The organism is Bacillus siamensis KCTC 13613 (assembly GCF_000262045.1).
Classification (GTDB): Bacteria; Bacillota; Bacilli; order Bacillales; family Bacillaceae; genus Bacillus; species Bacillus siamensis.
In genome coordinates this window covers 95,962-109,862 of the sequence record NZ_AJVF01000023.1, presented here as the reverse complement: position 1 = coordinate 109,862, position 13,901 = coordinate 95,962, and the positions used below count along the sequence as shown (strand labels likewise).

17 protein-coding genes and 2 tRNA genes are annotated in these 13,901 nt (G+C 44.2%); 13 read left to right on the top strand and 6 right to left on the bottom strand.

The features are described 5' to 3' along the window. Positions 1-78 precede the first annotated feature (78 nt). From Y79_RS0107150 to tsaD, 7 genes are all read left to right on the top strand, one after another. Positions 79-155 (top strand) — tRNA-Met (locus Y79_RS0107150). Positions 156-167: 12 nt separating this feature from the next. Next, positions 168-244: transfer RNA gene (locus Y79_RS0107145), tRNA-Asp, on the top strand. Positions 245-425: 181 nt separating this feature from the next. Continuing rightward, entirely contained in the window at positions 426-1,403 is a 978-nt protein-coding gene (thiL, locus tag Y79_RS0107140; RefSeq protein WP_016937070.1) for a thiamine-phosphate kinase, read from the top strand. Positions 1,404-1,418: 15 nt separating this feature from the next. After that, a complete protein-coding gene (tsaE, locus tag Y79_RS0107135) occupies positions 1,419-1,895 on the top strand; it encodes a tRNA (adenosine(37)-N6)-threonylcarbamoyltransferase complex ATPase subunit type 1 TsaE (protein ID WP_016937069.1) in 477 nt (158 codons plus the stop codon). After that, complete coding sequence (gene tsaB, locus Y79_RS0107130; protein WP_016937068.1) at positions 1,876-2,565, top strand: tRNA (adenosine(37)-N6)-threonylcarbamoyltransferase complex dimerization subunit type 1 TsaB; 690 nt, start codon at positions 1,876-1,878, stop codon at positions 2,563-2,565. Before tsaE ends, tsaB begins: the two co-directional genes overlap by 20 nt. Before the next feature lie 10 nt (positions 2,566-2,575). Then, positions 2,576-3,031: a ribosomal protein S18-alanine N-acetyltransferase gene (rimI, locus tag Y79_RS0107125; RefSeq protein ID WP_016937067.1), complete on the top strand. Its 456-nt coding sequence runs from the start codon at positions 2,576-2,578 to the stop codon at positions 3,029-3,031. Then, a complete protein-coding gene (gene tsaD, locus Y79_RS0107120; protein ID WP_016937066.1) occupies positions 3,024-4,064 on the top strand; it encodes a tRNA (adenosine(37)-N6)-threonylcarbamoyltransferase complex transferase subunit TsaD in 1,041 nt (346 codons plus the stop codon). Before rimI ends, tsaD begins: the two co-directional genes overlap by 8 nt. A 223-nt stretch (positions 4,065-4,287) precedes the next feature. Here the strand turns inward: tsaD and Y79_RS0107115 are convergent, their stop codons facing one another. Continuing rightward, on the bottom strand, positions 4,288-6,216 hold the full coding sequence (locus Y79_RS0107115) for an ABC-F family ATP-binding cassette domain-containing protein (protein WP_016937065.1): 1,929 nt from the start codon (positions 6,214-6,216) through the stop codon (positions 4,288-4,290). A 139-nt stretch (positions 6,217-6,355) separates the two neighbouring features. Between Y79_RS0107115 and moaC the strand changes: the two genes are divergently transcribed. Genes moaC through tatC form a run of 4 tightly spaced genes read left to right on the top strand, consistent with a single transcriptional unit; the run spans position 6,356 to position 8,469 of the window. Further along, the gene (gene moaC / locus Y79_RS0107110; RefSeq protein ID WP_003155986.1) at positions 6,356-6,868 is read left to right on the top strand and encodes a cyclic pyranopterin monophosphate synthase MoaC; all 513 of its coding nucleotides are present in this window, start codon (positions 6,356-6,358) and stop codon (positions 6,866-6,868) included. Next, complete coding sequence (locus tag Y79_RS0107105; RefSeq protein ID WP_016937064.1) at positions 6,865-7,512, top strand: redox-sensing transcriptional repressor Rex; 648 nt, start codon at positions 6,865-6,867, stop codon at positions 7,510-7,512. The genes moaC and Y79_RS0107105 overlap by 4 nt, the downstream gene beginning before the upstream one ends. Positions 7,513-7,530: 18 nt before the next feature. Then, positions 7,531-7,701: a twin-arginine translocase TatA/TatE family subunit gene (locus Y79_RS0107100; RefSeq protein WP_003155981.1), complete on the top strand. Its 171-nt coding sequence runs from the start codon at positions 7,531-7,533 to the stop codon at positions 7,699-7,701. 6 nt (positions 7,702-7,707) lie between these two features. Further along, complete coding sequence (gene tatC, locus Y79_RS0107095) at positions 7,708-8,469, top strand: twin-arginine translocase subunit TatC (protein ID WP_095241917.1); 762 nt, start codon at positions 7,708-7,710, stop codon at positions 8,467-8,469. Between the two features lie 38 nt (positions 8,470-8,507). Here the strand turns inward: tatC and Y79_RS0107090 are convergent, their stop codons facing one another. Continuing rightward, positions 8,508-8,699 (bottom strand): YdiK family protein, encoded by a 192-nt coding sequence (locus Y79_RS0107090; RefSeq protein ID WP_003155975.1) that lies wholly within the window; start codon positions 8,697-8,699, stop codon positions 8,508-8,510. Then, complete coding sequence (locus Y79_RS0107085; protein ID WP_016937062.1) at positions 8,696-9,430, bottom strand: CPBP family intramembrane glutamic endopeptidase; 735 nt, start codon at positions 9,428-9,430, stop codon at positions 8,696-8,698. The genes Y79_RS0107090 and Y79_RS0107085 overlap by 4 nt, the downstream gene beginning before the upstream one ends. Positions 9,431-9,666: 236 nt before the next feature. On the opposite strand from Y79_RS0107085, the gene groES reads away from it, so the two are divergent. Both groES and groL read left to right on the top strand, forming a co-directional pair. Next, positions 9,667-9,951, top strand: coding sequence for a co-chaperone GroES (gene groES / locus Y79_RS0107080; protein ID WP_003155970.1), 285 nt, complete (start codon positions 9,667-9,669; stop codon positions 9,949-9,951). A gap of 41 nt (positions 9,952-9,992) precedes the next feature. Further along, positions 9,993-11,627 carry a chaperonin GroEL gene (groL, locus tag Y79_RS0107075; protein ID WP_003155941.1) on the top strand — a complete coding sequence of 545 codons (1,635 nt, stop codon included), beginning with the start codon at positions 9,993-9,995 and terminating at the stop codon, positions 11,625-11,627. A 194-nt stretch (positions 11,628-11,821) separates the two neighbouring features. Here groL and Y79_RS1000000121950 read toward each other — a convergent pair whose 3' ends face one another. The 3 genes from Y79_RS1000000121950 to Y79_RS0107065 all read right to left on the bottom strand — a co-directional run bounded on the left by Y79_RS1000000121950 (position 11,822) and on the right by Y79_RS0107065 (position 13,798). Next, entirely contained in the window at positions 11,822-11,983 is a 162-nt protein-coding gene (locus Y79_RS1000000121950) for a tyrosine-type recombinase/integrase (protein WP_223152434.1), read from the bottom strand. Positions 11,984-12,995: 1,012 nt separating this feature from the next. Then, positions 12,996-13,382, bottom strand: coding sequence for a PLAT/LH2 domain-containing protein (locus Y79_RS0107070; RefSeq protein ID WP_016937061.1), 387 nt, complete (start codon positions 13,380-13,382; stop codon positions 12,996-12,998). Positions 13,383-13,384: 2 nt separating this feature from the next. Then, a complete protein-coding gene (locus Y79_RS0107065) occupies positions 13,385-13,798 on the bottom strand; it encodes a PLAT/LH2 domain-containing protein (protein WP_016937060.1) in 414 nt (137 codons plus the stop codon). Positions 13,799-13,901 lie beyond the last annotated feature (103 nt).

Genomic DNA, 13,901 nt, shown 5'->3' with positions numbered 1-13,901 from the left:
CTCTTCAGCGCCGATGGTAGTCGGGGGTTTCCCCCTGTGAGAGTAGGACGCCGCCAAGCTTTTCTAAAATTTTATCATCGCGGGGTGGAGCAGTTCGGTAGCTCGTCGGGCTCATAACCCGAAGGTCGCAGGTTCAAATCCTGCCCCCGCAACCAAAAAATAAAAATGGTCCGGTAGTTCAGTTGGTTAGAATGCCTGCCTGTCACGCAGGAGGTCGCGGGTTCGAGTCCCGTCCGGACCGCCATTTTCATTGTAAACGAAACGATCATGTTTTCGTTTTTTTTGTGTTTTCTTTTAATACTTTCAGCTTGGTTTCTAACCAAGCTTTCTTTTATACCGTTAAAGTCTTGGATATTGAAACATAATCCGATACACTAGAAAGAGCTGTATTTCACAAGAGCGTCAGAAAGGGAGACGGGAGAAACATGGACGAGTTTGATTTGATTCACAGTATTACTCCGCATTCGCATTATCATCCTTCCGTCGATGTTGGGATCGGTGATGATGGTGCGGTATATACAGCGTCATCTCACATGCAGCAAATTGTCTGTTTAGACACGATGGTGGAGGGTGTCCATTTTAAATCAGAGTACTCCTCTCCTCAAGATATCGGTTATAAGGCGCTCGCTGTTAACATTAGTGATGTGGCGGCGATGGGAGGCATTCCGAAGTTTTATCTGGTGTCCCTTGCTGTTCCCTCCTGCTGGCAGAAAGCTGATGTCCAGGCAATGTATGAAGGGATGGCGGAACTGGCGAAACTATACCGGATGGATTTGATCGGGGGAGATACCGTTTCCGCTTCCGGTCAAGCCGTTATTACCGTTACGGTCATCGGAGAAGTCGAAAAGAATCGAGCTTGTCTGCGAAGTTCGGCAAGACCCGGGGATGTCGTTTTTGTTACGGGAGAAACCGGCTCGTCCGCAGCAGGACTGTCTCTTTTATTAGGAGAAACACCTCCTTCTGCTTTTCATACGGGTGATTATTTTATCGAAAAACATAAACGGCCCGTGCCGAGGATTCAGGTCGGCCGCTTCTGCTCTCAGCTTCAACGCGCCGCTCTGAATGATATCAGTGACGGATTGGCCAGTGAACTGCATGAAATAGCTGAGTCAAGCTCAGTTACGATAGAAATTGAAGAACAGCTTCTGCCGGTGCATCCGGACTTGCCTGAGGCAGATCCTCAGTGGAAGAGATGGGTGTTATTCGGCGGAGAAGATTATGAATTGGCTGGAACGGTCTCTCAGCAGGAGTGGAACTCTTTGCTTGATTACTGCACCCAATCAGGCATTCCGATTGCGAAGATCGGAGCGGTGTCTGAACGGAAGGAAGCAAGTGTTCTTTTGACAGCCAATGATCAGAGACAAATCGTCCTTGAGAAAAAAGGATACAATCATTTTAAATAAGACGGGTGACTCACTTTGAAGACATTACAATGGAGAACGAAAAACCCTGAAGAAACGAAAGCCGTAGCCAAGCTTGCCGCTTCATTGTCAAAGCCGGGAGACATTCTGACACTGGAAGGCGACTTGGGAGCGGGAAAAACGACTTTCACAAAAGGGTTTGCCGAAGGACTGGGGATCACAAGAGTGGTAAACAGCCCGACCTTTACAATTATAAAAGAATACCATGATGGTTCGCTTCCTCTATATCATATGGATGTGTATCGCATGGAGGATGAAAGCGAAGACTTGGGCCTTGAAGAATATTTTGAAGGACAAGGCGTCTGTTTAATTGAATGGGCTCATTTAATTCAGGATCAGCTGCCCGCTGAACGGCTGCAGATCGTCATTAAGAGAGCCGGTGATGAGGAAAGGGACATTACCTTTACGGCCTGCGGAACACGGTATGAAACGCTTTGTGAGGAGATTAATAAACATGACAATACTGGCAATTGATACGTCAAATTACACGCTGGGTGCCGCGCTCGTTCGTGAGCAAACGGTGATGGCGGAGTATATTACATATTTAAAAAAGAATCATTCCGTGCGGGCGATGCCTGCTGTCAATTCATTGCTGGAGGATTGCGGCATAAAACCGCAGGATCTCACGAAAATAGCGGTGGCGAAAGGACCGGGATCGTACACTGGTGTCAGAATCGGTGTGACGTTGGCGAAGACTTTGGCTTGGTCGCTGAAGCTTCCGATTTCTGCTGTGTCGAGCCTTGAGGTGCTGGCGGCGAACGGACGGCATTTTCAAGGTCTGATCTGCCCGTTATTTGATGCCAGACGCGGACAGGTGTATACGGGACTTTATGAATATCGGGACGGCCGATTACAATCCGTTCTTCCTGATCAGAATGTGCTTTTCACGGATTGGCTCGGCATGCTGAAAGAAAAAGCGTCTCCGGTTTTATTTTTAGGGCATGATACAGCCATTCATGAAGAAACCATTCTGCAAGAACTGACATCTCAAGCAGTGATGGGAACGGCTGCACAGCATAATCCGCGGCCGTCAGAGCTGGCGTTTTTAGGCTTGGAAAAAGAAGAAACGGATGTCCACAGCCTTGTTCCGGATTATTTGCGTCTGGCAGAGGCTGAAGCGAAATGGATGGAATCTCAAAAATAGGGTGATGGGGATGAAAACGAAAACGGCGATTCGAAGCATGCGGCCGGAAGATATTGATCAAATTTATGAAATTGAAACAGCATCCTTTACTTCTCCGTGGACGAAGGATTCATTTTATCATGAGCTTTTGGAAAATCCGTATGCGCACTACCTTGTCATTGAAAAGGACGGCTGTCTAGCGGGGTATTGCGGAATCTGGATTATTATAGATGACGCGCAGATTACGAACATAGCCATTAAGCCGGAATACCGGGGCCAATCATTGGGAGAAGCTCTGTTTCGCGCTGCGGTAGAATTGTGCAGAGAAAAAAAGGCAAGGAGGCTCTCTCTCGAAGTCAGGGTCTCGAATCATCCCGCCCAATCTTTATATAAAAAATTCGGTCTTCAGGCCGGAGGAATCAGAAAACAATACTATACAGATAACGGGGAAGATGCGTTATTAATGTGGGTGACATTACATGAGTGAAAAACAAGATATTTATGTATTAGGAATTGAAACAAGCTGTGATGAAACAGCGGCTTCAGTCGTAAAAAACGGTAAAGAAATCGTTTCTAACGTAGTCGCTTCTCAAATTGAAAGCCATAAACGGTTCGGCGGGGTCGTGCCTGAAATTGCGTCCAGACATCATGTGGAGCAGATTACCCTAGTGATTGAGGAAGCTCTTTTAAAAGCGGAGATGGGCTTTGACGATCTTGATGCGATTGCCGTAACGGAAGGACCCGGACTTGTCGGAGCCCTGTTAATCGGAGTCAATGCGGCAAAGGCGTTAAGTTTTGCCCATCAAATACCGTTAGTCGGCGTCCATCACATTGCGGGCCATATTTATGCAAACAGACTGGTAGGGGAGCTTCAGTTCCCGGCGCTTGCTTTGGTTGTGTCGGGCGGACATACGGAATTGGTTTATATGGAAGAGCACGGTTCATTCGAGGTTATCGGAGAAACGCTGGATGATGCCGCAGGCGAAGCTTACGACAAAGTGGCGAGAACGATGGGGCTTCCTTATCCGGGAGGGCCGCAGATTGATAAGCTGGCTGCTGTGGGAACGGATTCCATTCCGCTTCCGCGTGCGTGGCTGGATGAGGGATCTTACAATTTCAGCTTCAGCGGGCTGAAATCAGCCGTGATTAACACACTCCATAACGCCTCGCAAAAAAATGAGGTGATTCCTCCTGAGGATCTTGCCGCGAGCTTTCAGCAGAGTGTCATTGATGTACTGACGGCAAAAACCTCTAAGGCCGCGAAAGAATACGGGGTTAAACAAGTGCTGCTTGCGGGAGGCGTAGCCGCCAACAAAGGGCTGAGAGCCGCTCTGCAGCAGGAATTCAGCCATCCGGGAGATCCTGAGCTTGTTATCCCGCCGCTTTCTTTATGCACGGACAATGCAGCGATGATTGCGGCTGCCGGAACCGTTGCTTTTGAAAAGGGAATCCGGGGTTCATATGATATGAATGGACAGCCCGGCTTGGAATTAACATCTTTTGATCGTCTCACGTTGTAAAACGTGAGGCTTTTTTTAATTTATTAACAGATAATTCTAACATATCCACAGGATTGTGAATATATTCAGAAATCCAGGCTGGATAAGGGTCTATAAGTTGTTAGTAAAGTGGATAAAGTCAGAAAATTTTGTGGATAGTGTGTATAAAGCGCTTACTTAAATAGCAGGCAAGGAGAAAAGCTGTGGATAAAAAAGCACCCCTTAAAGAGGTGCTTGACTTTTTCTATTCTTCTGAGGAGAGTTCTTCCCACTCCGCTAATAATCGTTCCAGCTCTTGATTCAGAGCTTCGTTCTCTGAGTGAATGGTCTGTACCTTTTCGTGATCCTGATACACGTCAGGGTCGCACAGCAGCTCCTCATTGGCGCTGATTTTCTCTTCGGCGGATGAGACGGCTGCTTCGATTTCTTCAATTCGTCTCAGGCGCTGACGTTCTTTCTTTTTCCATTCTTTTTCTTCCTCGTATGTTCTTTTCGTGTCCTGTTTGACCTTGCCGGCAGGCTGTGCTTGCTCTTTTTCCTGCCGTTTCATTTCTTCCAATTCCAGCTGCTGGGCTTTTTTCTCGGTGTAATAGTCATAGTCACCCAAATATTCTTCTGCATGATCCGGAGACAGCTCCAGCACCCTTGTGGCGATCCTGTTAATAAAGTAGCGGTCATGCGATACAAATAACAGTGTCCCGGGGTAGTCGATCAGGGCGTTTTCCAGCACTTCTTTACTGTCCAGATCAAGGTGGTTTGTCGGTTCATCAAGGATGAGAAAGTTTGCTTTTTGCAGCATCAGCTTGGCAAGCGCGACTCTTGCTTTCTCACCGCCGCTTAGAGAACGGACAGGTTTCAGGACATCGTCTCCGCTGAACAGAAAGTTGCCGAGGCATGTCCTGATCTCTTTTTCCGGCATGTCCGGATATTCATCCCACAGCTCGTCCAAGACGCGTTTAGATGAGGTCAGTTCGGCCTGCTCCTGATCATAATAGCCGATTGTGACATTGGAACCGTACGTGATCGACCCGGATTTCGGACTGAGCGTATTCGTAATGGCTTTCAGCAGGGTTGACTTGCCGATCCCGTTCGGTCCGACGAGGGCGGCGCTTTCCCCTCTTGTAATGCCGAAGGTCAGGTTTTTCAAAAGCGGCGGCTGGCCGTCATAGCTGATGGTAACATCCTGTACGCGAAGGACGTCGTTTCCGCTCTGTTTTGTAATGTCAAAGCGGAAGGCGGCTGATTTTTCATCACCAAGCGGCTTTGCCATGACGTCCATCCGTTCAAGCTGCTTTCGTCTGCTCTGGGCTCTTTTCGTTGTTGATGCTCTGGCCAGATTGCGGTCGACAAAATCTTGGAGCTTGGCGATTTCGTCCTGCTGTTTTTCATACAGCTTCAGGTCTTTCTCATACTGCTCAGCTTTTTGTTCTAAATAGGCGCTGTAGTTGCCGAGGTATTTTTTGCTTTCTGTCCGTGAGACCTCGTACACTTGGCTGACGACTTTATCAAGGAAATATCTGTCGTGGGAGACAATCAGGATGGCGCCTGAATATCCCTGTAAATAATGCTCAAGCCATGTAAGCGTGTCGATGTCGAGATGGTTCGTCGGTTCATCCAAAATAAGCAGATCAGGCTGGGTCAGCAAAAGCTTGCCGAGAGCAAGCCTTGTTTTCTGGCCGCCGCTCAGGCTTTGCACTTTCACGGAATCGTCAAATTTCCCGAAACCGAGGCCGTGAAGGATAGAACGGACGTCTGCTTCATACTGATAGCCGCCCTTATCCTTGAAGTCCTGCTGAAGCCTGTCATAGGTTTTCATCAGCGTCTCAAGCTCCGCGGGGGCGGCTGTGGCCATCTTTTCTTCAATAGAACGCATTTCTTTTTCCATTGCTTTCAGGAAATCAAAAACACTCAGCAGTTCTTCTTTTATGGTAAGCTGAGATTCTAAGCCTGTGTGCTGGGCAAGATATCCCATCGTTAATTCTTTCGGTTTGATTAATTCACCCTTTTCATATGAAAGGTGACCTGCGATAATTTTAAGGAGAGTTGATTTGCCGGCTCCGTTTCTGCCTACAATGGCGATGCGATCCCGAGATCTGACTTCAAGCTTTATATTGTTTAAAATAGGATCAGCGCCAAAAGATTTGGACAGCTGATTAATTTGTAAGATCATCATATTATTTCACCTCTGTTATAATAAGTTAAGTGTAGCTTATCAACCTGCTGTCAGCAAACAATACATCAGAATTGGAACATTATAGGATAAGACATCAGGGAGAAAATAGTGTATGATCAGAAGTAAGGAGAGTTTAAATATGAATGGATTTTCTCATTTTAATGAAGAAGGCCGTGCCCGCATGGTGGATATAAGCGATAAATCTTCAACAGTCCGTACTGCCGCTGCAATATCCAGCGTACACATGAAGCATGACGTGTACAGCAGAATCAAAAACCGCGAGATCGGAAAAGGAGACGTACTGGCTGTCGCACAGGTGGCCGGAATCATGGCTGCAAAGCAGACCTCAGCGATTATCCCGATGTGCCACCCGCTTTCTTTAAGCAGCGTCGACATTTCATTCGGCTGGGAGGAAAAGGATTCCGAAGCCGTTCTTCATATACAGGCAAGCGTAAAAACGAAAGGGAGTACAGGTGTGGAAATGGAAGCGCTAACTTCCGCTTCAGTCTGTGCTTTGACCGTTTATGACATGTGCAAGGCGCTGGATAAAGGAATGGTCATCGGCCCGACCTGCCTCATGGAAAAAACGGGAGGCAAAAACGGTGATTTTAAAAGAGATGCATCTGAGTATAAAGTGGAGGACCAATCATGAACAAGGATCAATCAAAAATTCCGCAGGCGACAGCAAAACGGCTGCCGCTTTATTACCGCTTTTTAAAGAATTTACATGCGTCAGGAAAGCAGCGCGTTTCATCTGCTGAACTGAGCGATGCGGTAAAAGTCGATTCGGCCACGATCCGCCGGGATTTTTCCTATTTCGGGGCGCTCGGCAAAAAAGGATACGGCTATAATGTGGATTACCTGCTGTCATTTTTCAGAAAAACATTGGATCAGGATGAAACGACGAACGTCATTTTGATCGGTGTCGGGAATTTAGGGACGGCGTTTCTTCACTATAATTTCACAAAAAATAATAACACAAAAATATCTATGGCTTTTGATGTGAATCAGAGTAAAATAGGAACTGAGGTAGGCGGTGTGCCTGTCTATGATCTTAATGATTTAGAACTTCACATTAAGGATGAACCCGTGGCGATTCTTACCGTTCCGGCGGTTGCCGCGCAGTCAATCACCGATCGGCTCGTGTCGCTCGGAATCAAGGGAATCCTTAACTTTACGCCGGCCCGTTTGAATGTGCCGGATCACATTCGAATTCATCATATAGATTTAGCTGTAGAGCTTCAATCATTGGTTTATTTCTTAAAGCATTATTCTGTTTTGGAAGAAATTGAATAACGAAAGGAGGAGCTGCACATGATCGGTCCTGGAAGCCTGGCTGTTATCGGTGTGGTGGCGGTGATTATTTTCGGTCCGAAGAAGCTTCCCGAGTTAGGAAAAGCCGCGGGGGACACGCTTCGTGAATTTAAGAACGCCACTAAGGGATTAGCCGGTGAAGAAGAGGAAAAAAAGAAAGAAGAACAGTAAGATAGGATGACGCGTATGAGAGTGAATCAAATGACGCTTGTGGAGCATATTGCCGAACTTCGGAAACGATTGCTGATTGTGGCGTTATCCTTTACGGTTTTCTTTATTGCCGGCTTTTTTCTGGCAAAACCTATCATTGTGTATCTTCAAAAAGCCGATGAAGTAAAAGAGCTCACCCTTAATGCTTTTAACCTGACGGATCCGCTGTTTATCTTTTTGCAGTTCGCGTTTATTATCGGCATCATTTTGACTTCGCCGATTATTCTCTATCAGATTTGGGCGTTTGTCAGCCCGGGGCTGTATGAAAAGGAGCGCAAAGTAACACTCAGCTATATTCCGATTTCGATCGTGCTGTTTGTCGGCGGTGTGTCATTTTCTTATTATATTTTATTTCCGCTGGTCGTTGATTTTATGAAGCGGGTCTCGAATGACCTCGATGTCAACCAAGTGATCGGAATCAGCGAGTACTTTCATTTTCTGCTGCAGCTGACGATTCCGTTCGGGCTGCTGTTTCAGATGCCGGTGCTGATCATGTTTTTAACGAGGCTCGGGGTTGTCACACCGATGTTTTTATCGAAGATCAGGAAGTACGCGTATTTTGTGCTGCTCGTGATCGCCGCGATGATTGCGCCGCCTGAGCTGCTGTCTCACTTGATGATTACGATTCCGCTTTGCATTTTATATGAGATCAGTATCCTGATCTCAAAAGCGGCGTACCGGAAAAGGCAGACCGGCAGCAGCGAATCCGACCAGGACGTATCAGCATAAAAAAAGCCATTTCTCCATGATGAGAAATGGCTTTTCTTTTATTTTTGATTTTTCTTCACTTTAAATGAGAAAGCGAACATTTTAAACGAGATGCTGATATTATAAGCGGCGAAAACCATCAGCAGTATGGAATAAAAAGACCACATGCTTCCCGGCGAGCTTGCGGCCAAATACGTAAAGATACAGCCGACTGCGAAATAAATCAAGCCCCAAGTCATTGGGTTCCTCATACAAACAATCCTCCAATAATTAATTGCATTTGTTCACTATGCTGTTCAATATATTTTTGGGCGGGGCCGAGCTGCATGACCACGACAATGGTATTCATCATGACATGGGCGAATATCGGCACAATAATCCGTTTCGTCTGCACATACAAGAACGCAAAGGTAAAGCCCATGGCCGTATATAGCAGCAGGTGTGTGAGGTCCTGGTGCACAATGCCGAAAATGACGGAACTGATCAGTCCGGCGAAAAAGAAATTCGTTTTTTCATATAATACACCGAAGATGATCTTCCGGAAAATGATTTCTTCAAGAATCGGCCCGACGATAGAAGAAACGATAATCATGAGCGGCATGGCTTTAATAATGTCGAGAATGGCTTTCGTGTTTTCAGAACCGCTGTTCACGTGAAAGACATACTGCTCAATCATTCCGGCGATACCCTGAGAAAATAAAGCGAGCCATATTCCCGCGACCGCCCAGAGAACGGACATGCCGGCGGATGCTTTCTTCCCGTTTCTTAATGTCTGCTTCGGCGCGGTTCTCAAAATTAAGAGAACGATAATCAGGCAGATAAAAAAGCTTACGACGGAATAAATCCCCTGAGCCATGGTGAGATTCGCATTCGTAGGATGCCCGCCCGCATAGCCGAATTTGTACATTAAAGGAATGCCGATCAATGCGGAAAGCTGCATGATAACGTATGTCAAAATGATATACCAATACTGTTTTCTCAAATGATATGTACTCCTTTATCCTATAAAATCAACTTATTTGTTCTTATTGTAACACAAGTGAACCAGACGTGAAAAAAGGAGAAAATCGCTGTAAGAGAGAATGATGTAAGCGTGAAAATTTTTTATTCTTATGACTTGAAATTGGAAGTGAGATTCTTTATTATAATAATTGTGTTAGCACTCTTTAGAGCTGAGTGCTAAAATTACATATTCATACTATTGAGGAGGTTATTACATTGTTAAAGCCATTAGGTGATCGCGTTGTCATTGAACTCGTAGAATCTGAAGAAAAAACTGCCAGCGGAATCGTATTACCGGATTCTGCAAAAGAAAAGCCGCAAGAAGGCAAAATCGTGGCAGCCGGTTCAGGTCGCGTGTTGGAAAGCGGAGAGCGCGTTGCTTTAGAAGTAAAAGAGGGCGACCGCATTATCTTCTCAAAATACGCCGGTACTGAAGTGAAATACGAAGGTACTGAATACTTAATCTTACGTGAAAGCGACATTTTAGCTGTTATCGGCTAAGCAAATAAATACTTTTAAAAATTCGAGGAGGTTTCGTTAACATGGCAAAAGATATTAAGTTTAGTGAAGAAGCACGCCGCGCTATGCTTCGCGGTGTCGATGCGCTTGCTGACGCTGTAAAAGTAACTTTAGGGCCAAAAGGACGCAACGTGGTTCTGGAGAAAAAATTCGGTTCTCCGTTAATTACAAATGACGGTGTAACAATCGCAAAAGAAATTGAACTTGAAGACGCGTTTGAAAACATGGGTGCGAAGCTTGTAGCTGAAGTAGCCAGCAAAACAAACGACGTTGCCGGTGACGGTACAACGACTGCAACTGTTCTTGCGCAGGCTATGATCCGTGAAGGCCTGAAAAACGTAACTGCAGGAGCAAACCCTGTCGGCGTGCGTAAAGGTATGGAACAAGCCGTAACTGTTGCAATCGAAAACTTAAAAGAAATTTCTAAGCCGATCGAAGGCAAAGAGTCTATCGCTCAGGTTGCTGCGATCTCTGCTGCTGATGAGGAAGTCGGAAGCCTTATCGCTGAAGCAATGGAGCGCGTAGGAAACGACGGCGTCATCACAATCGAAGAGTCTAAAGGCTTCACAACTGAGCTTGAAGTTGTGGAAGGTATGCAATTCGACCGCGGATATGCATCTCCTTACATGGTGACTGACTCTGATAAGATGGAAGCGGTTCTTGACAATCCTTACATCTTAATCACAGACAAAAAAATCACAAACATCCAAGAAATCCTTCCTGTGCTTGAGCAAGTTGTACAGCAAGGCAAACCATTGCTTCTGATCGCTGAAGATGTTGAAGGTGAAGCTCTTGCTACACTCGTTGTCAACAAACTTCGCGGCACATTCAACGCTGTTGCCGTTAAAGCTCCTGGCTTCGGTGACCGCCGTAAAGCAATGCTTGAAGACATTTCCGTTCTTACAGGCGGAGAAGTGATCACAGAAGATTTAGGTCTTGACCTGAAATCTACTGAAATCGGACAGTTGGGACGCGCTTCTAAAGTTGTGGTAACGAAAGAAAACACAACAATCGTAGAAGGCGCCGGCGATACTGAAAAAATCGCTGCACGCGTCAACCAAATCCGCGCTCAAGTGGAAGAAACAACTTCTGAATTCGACAGAGAAAAATTACAAGAGCGTCTTGCGAAACTTGCCGGCGGCGTAGCTGTCATCAAAGTCGGCGCTGCGACTGAAACTGAGCTGAAAGAGCGTAAACTTCGCATCGAAGACGCCCTCAACTCAACTCGCGCAGCTGTTGAAGAAGGTATCGTATCCGGCGGTGGTACAGCGCTTGTCAACGTATACAACAAAGTCGCTGCAGTTGAAGCTGAAGGCGATGCGCAAACAGGTATCAACATCGTGCTTCGCGCGCTTGAAGAGCCGATCCGTCAAATCGCGCACAACGCTGGTCTTGAAGGATCTGTCATCGTTGAGCGCCTGAAAAACGAAAAAATCGGCGTAGGCTTCAACGCTGCAACCGGCGAATGGGTAAACATGATCGAAAAAGGAATCGTTGACCCGACAAAAGTGACGCGTTCTGCTCTGCAAAACGCTGCGTCTGTAGCAGCAATGCTCCTGACAACTGAAGCCGTTGTCGCTGACAAACCGGAAGAAAATGCCGGCGGTGCAGGAATGCCTGACATGGGCGGCATGGGCGGTATGGGCGGCATGATGTAATCATCGCCTATAACCCTTGATCGTAGAGGGTTTATGAGGTTTTGAAACATGATTTGCTAACTTTTTGTTAACTTCGGTTATTTTTATAACTGAATATCACTCATTAGAGAAGGCCTTTTGTAAGTTCACTGAACTTATGAGAGGTCTTTTCTTCTATATTTTTGGTCATGTGAGCATAGATATTCATGGTTGTATTAATGTCTGAATGACCCAAGTCGTTCTTGAGTCTCTCTCAAGCCGGCTCCGGCTTCTAAAAGAAGAGAGGTGTGCATGTGTCGGAAGCTATGAGGAGTAATATGCTTATTAATCTCAAGCTTTCTAAGTAACCTTTGGAGTCGGATCGCTACTAGTTTCATCACTATCGGATAACCAATGTTGTCTGCAAAGATAAAACCTGAATCCTGATATTAACACTCGCTGTTTCATCTTTAAGAGAGAAAGTATGCTCATTAGAAATCTGGCGCGAATATCTATTAAACAAAAGCAATATGTCTAAAAAATTCTCCTGAAACCAATCATATTCTACGACAAATCCCAGGCTTAAGAGAAACAAGGACAACTTTTGGTATATGCATACAGAAGAGGGATTTCATTGCGAAAAAGTGATTGGAATAAAATATAACTTTTTCACATTAAATGATTATTCGTTAAATAAATGTATATTTTTAGATGAATCGATATGACGATCATGTCAAAGTTTTGTCATATATTAAAAAGTTAATTATGATCACGTTTTATAGGTTTTCATGACAAAATGACATTTAAACTTATATATTTATTTATCCAAAAAGCCCTAATGAGTCTGCAAACTCAGTGGCTTTTTTGAGCAATTTCTGCAATTTGCCCAAGTTGAAAAGATCTAAGGACACCATATTTTTACCTTAAATTTTGAAATGGTGTTTCAAATGTGTGACAATAGGGGAACTGATTCTGTTATGAAAAACTCAGGAATATGTAGACAAATTCAACTGAAACGCGTTGGGGTCATCCACATGAAGTTATGGTCTGAAGATATTTAAGATTAAAAAAAGCTCTCATCGTTTAAATTTTGGCGATTATATTTAGAAGTAGATGAGTTATTGGACATCTAAATAGGAGGGAAACGTTTATATCCTTTAGCGACAAGGTGTTCAGAAACTCAAGATCTTCTAAACAAAATCTTAGAGTGAATTTTTCGCGTTTTGATACCTGGACCCTTGGATGAAAATGTCTTGAATTGGGATCGATAAGAATGTTGAGCAGATAAGGTAGATGTCGTTCTTCCAATATGTCGGTGGGATTAGGAAAACAATCCAAGCGTCAGGTACAAGATCTAGAAATATAAAAAGGATATTTAAAATAAGTGTACTTATTAAATTATTATTAATTTTAGGTAATTGGAAATTCTTTAATATCACCAGATGTCTTAATTCCACATGATATTGGTGTTATTGTAGTTGATTTTTCAAGCCAATCATAATGCGGAAATAACCAAAAACTAGAATCTGTTCGAATGCTAACAAATTCTAAATTCCAATAAGGATTGGTTCCTGTTTGATCATGCCAAATTTTAATCAAAGGAATTGAACCTAAATCATTAATAGTTTCAATTTCAAAACTTGTAAAACTTCCTGATTCAAAATAGTTACCTTTGGGATCAAAAAGTTTAAACCAATGTGGTTTATGTTGTTCATCATGTATGATAAGAGTTATGGGAGCATCAGTACCAGAATCTTTTACTGTACTAGTTCTAAAATCAACATAATATAGTCCCATTATTATGAAAGTCCTTCCTCTTTTGGTTTTGGTATTTCTTTAATTATAGTATTAGAGGATAAAGGTAATGGGAATTTTTCGAGTGAAATGGAAAGAGATGTATTTTGAGAAATCCAACCTGAATAAGGGAATGACCAATATTCACCATCTTTTCGAATGATAACAAATTCTAGATACCAGCCGGGATTCGTTCCAGTATTATCATGTGAAACGTTAATTGTATTAATGTTACCTAAATCATTGGCAGGGTGAAGTGAAAAACTAGTATAACTCCCTGATTCAAAACAGTTACCATTGGTATCAGAAATTTCAAAACGATGTGGTTTATTTTGTTCGTCCTGTATGACAAGAGTTACAGTAGCATCAGTACCAGAATCTTTTACTGTACCGGTTTTAAAATCAACATAATATCCCATTATTATCATTTCCTCCAATACATAAATGTTATAATTTTAGTATGTACTTTTTTTAAAGTATATATACAAATGTTCCCCTTGGTTTATGAGGGTTTGTCAGGTG

Bases quoted from the DNA above. Each gene is read 5' to 3' on its own strand.
- thiL (WP_016937070.1), top strand. From the start codon at position 426: ATGGACGAGTTTGATTTGATTCACAGTATTACTCCGCATTCGCATTAT.
- tsaB (WP_016937068.1), top strand. From the start codon at position 1,876: ATGACAATACTGGCAATTGATACGTCAAATTACACGCTGGGTGCCGCG.
- rimI (WP_016937067.1), top strand. From the start codon at position 2,576: ATGAAAACGAAAACGGCGATTCGAAGCATGCGGCCGGAAGATATTGAT.
- tsaD (WP_016937066.1), top strand. From the start codon at position 3,024: ATGAGTGAAAAACAAGATATTTATGTATTAGGAATTGAAACAAGCTGT.
- Y79_RS0107115 (WP_016937065.1), bottom strand. From the start codon at position 6,216: ATGATGATCTTACAAATTAATCAGCTGTCCAAATCTTTTGGCGCTGAT.
- moaC (WP_003155986.1), top strand. From the start codon at position 6,356: ATGAATGGATTTTCTCATTTTAATGAAGAAGGCCGTGCCCGCATGGTG.
- Y79_RS0107105 (WP_016937064.1), top strand. From the start codon at position 6,865: ATGAACAAGGATCAATCAAAAATTCCGCAGGCGACAGCAAAACGGCTG.
- Y79_RS0107100 (WP_003155981.1), top strand. From the start codon at position 7,531: ATGATCGGTCCTGGAAGCCTGGCTGTTATCGGTGTGGTGGCGGTGATT.
- tatC (WP_095241917.1), top strand. From the start codon at position 7,708: ATGACGCGTATGAGAGTGAATCAAATGACGCTTGTGGAGCATATTGCC.
- Y79_RS0107090 (WP_003155975.1), bottom strand. From the start codon at position 8,699: ATGAGGAACCCAATGACTTGGGGCTTGATTTATTTCGCAGTCGGCTGT.
- groL (WP_003155941.1), top strand. From the start codon at position 9,993: ATGGCAAAAGATATTAAGTTTAGTGAAGAAGCACGCCGCGCTATGCTT.
- Y79_RS1000000121950 (WP_223152434.1), bottom strand. From the start codon at position 11,983: ATGAAACTAGTAGCGATCCGACTCCAAAGGTTACTTAGAAAGCTTGAG.
- Y79_RS0107070 (WP_016937061.1), bottom strand. From the start codon at position 13,382: ATGGGACTATATTATGTTGATTTTAGAACTAGTACAGTAAAAGATTCT.
- Y79_RS0107065 (WP_016937060.1), bottom strand. From the start codon at position 13,798: ATGGGATATTATGTTGATTTTAAAACCGGTACAGTAAAAGATTCTGGT.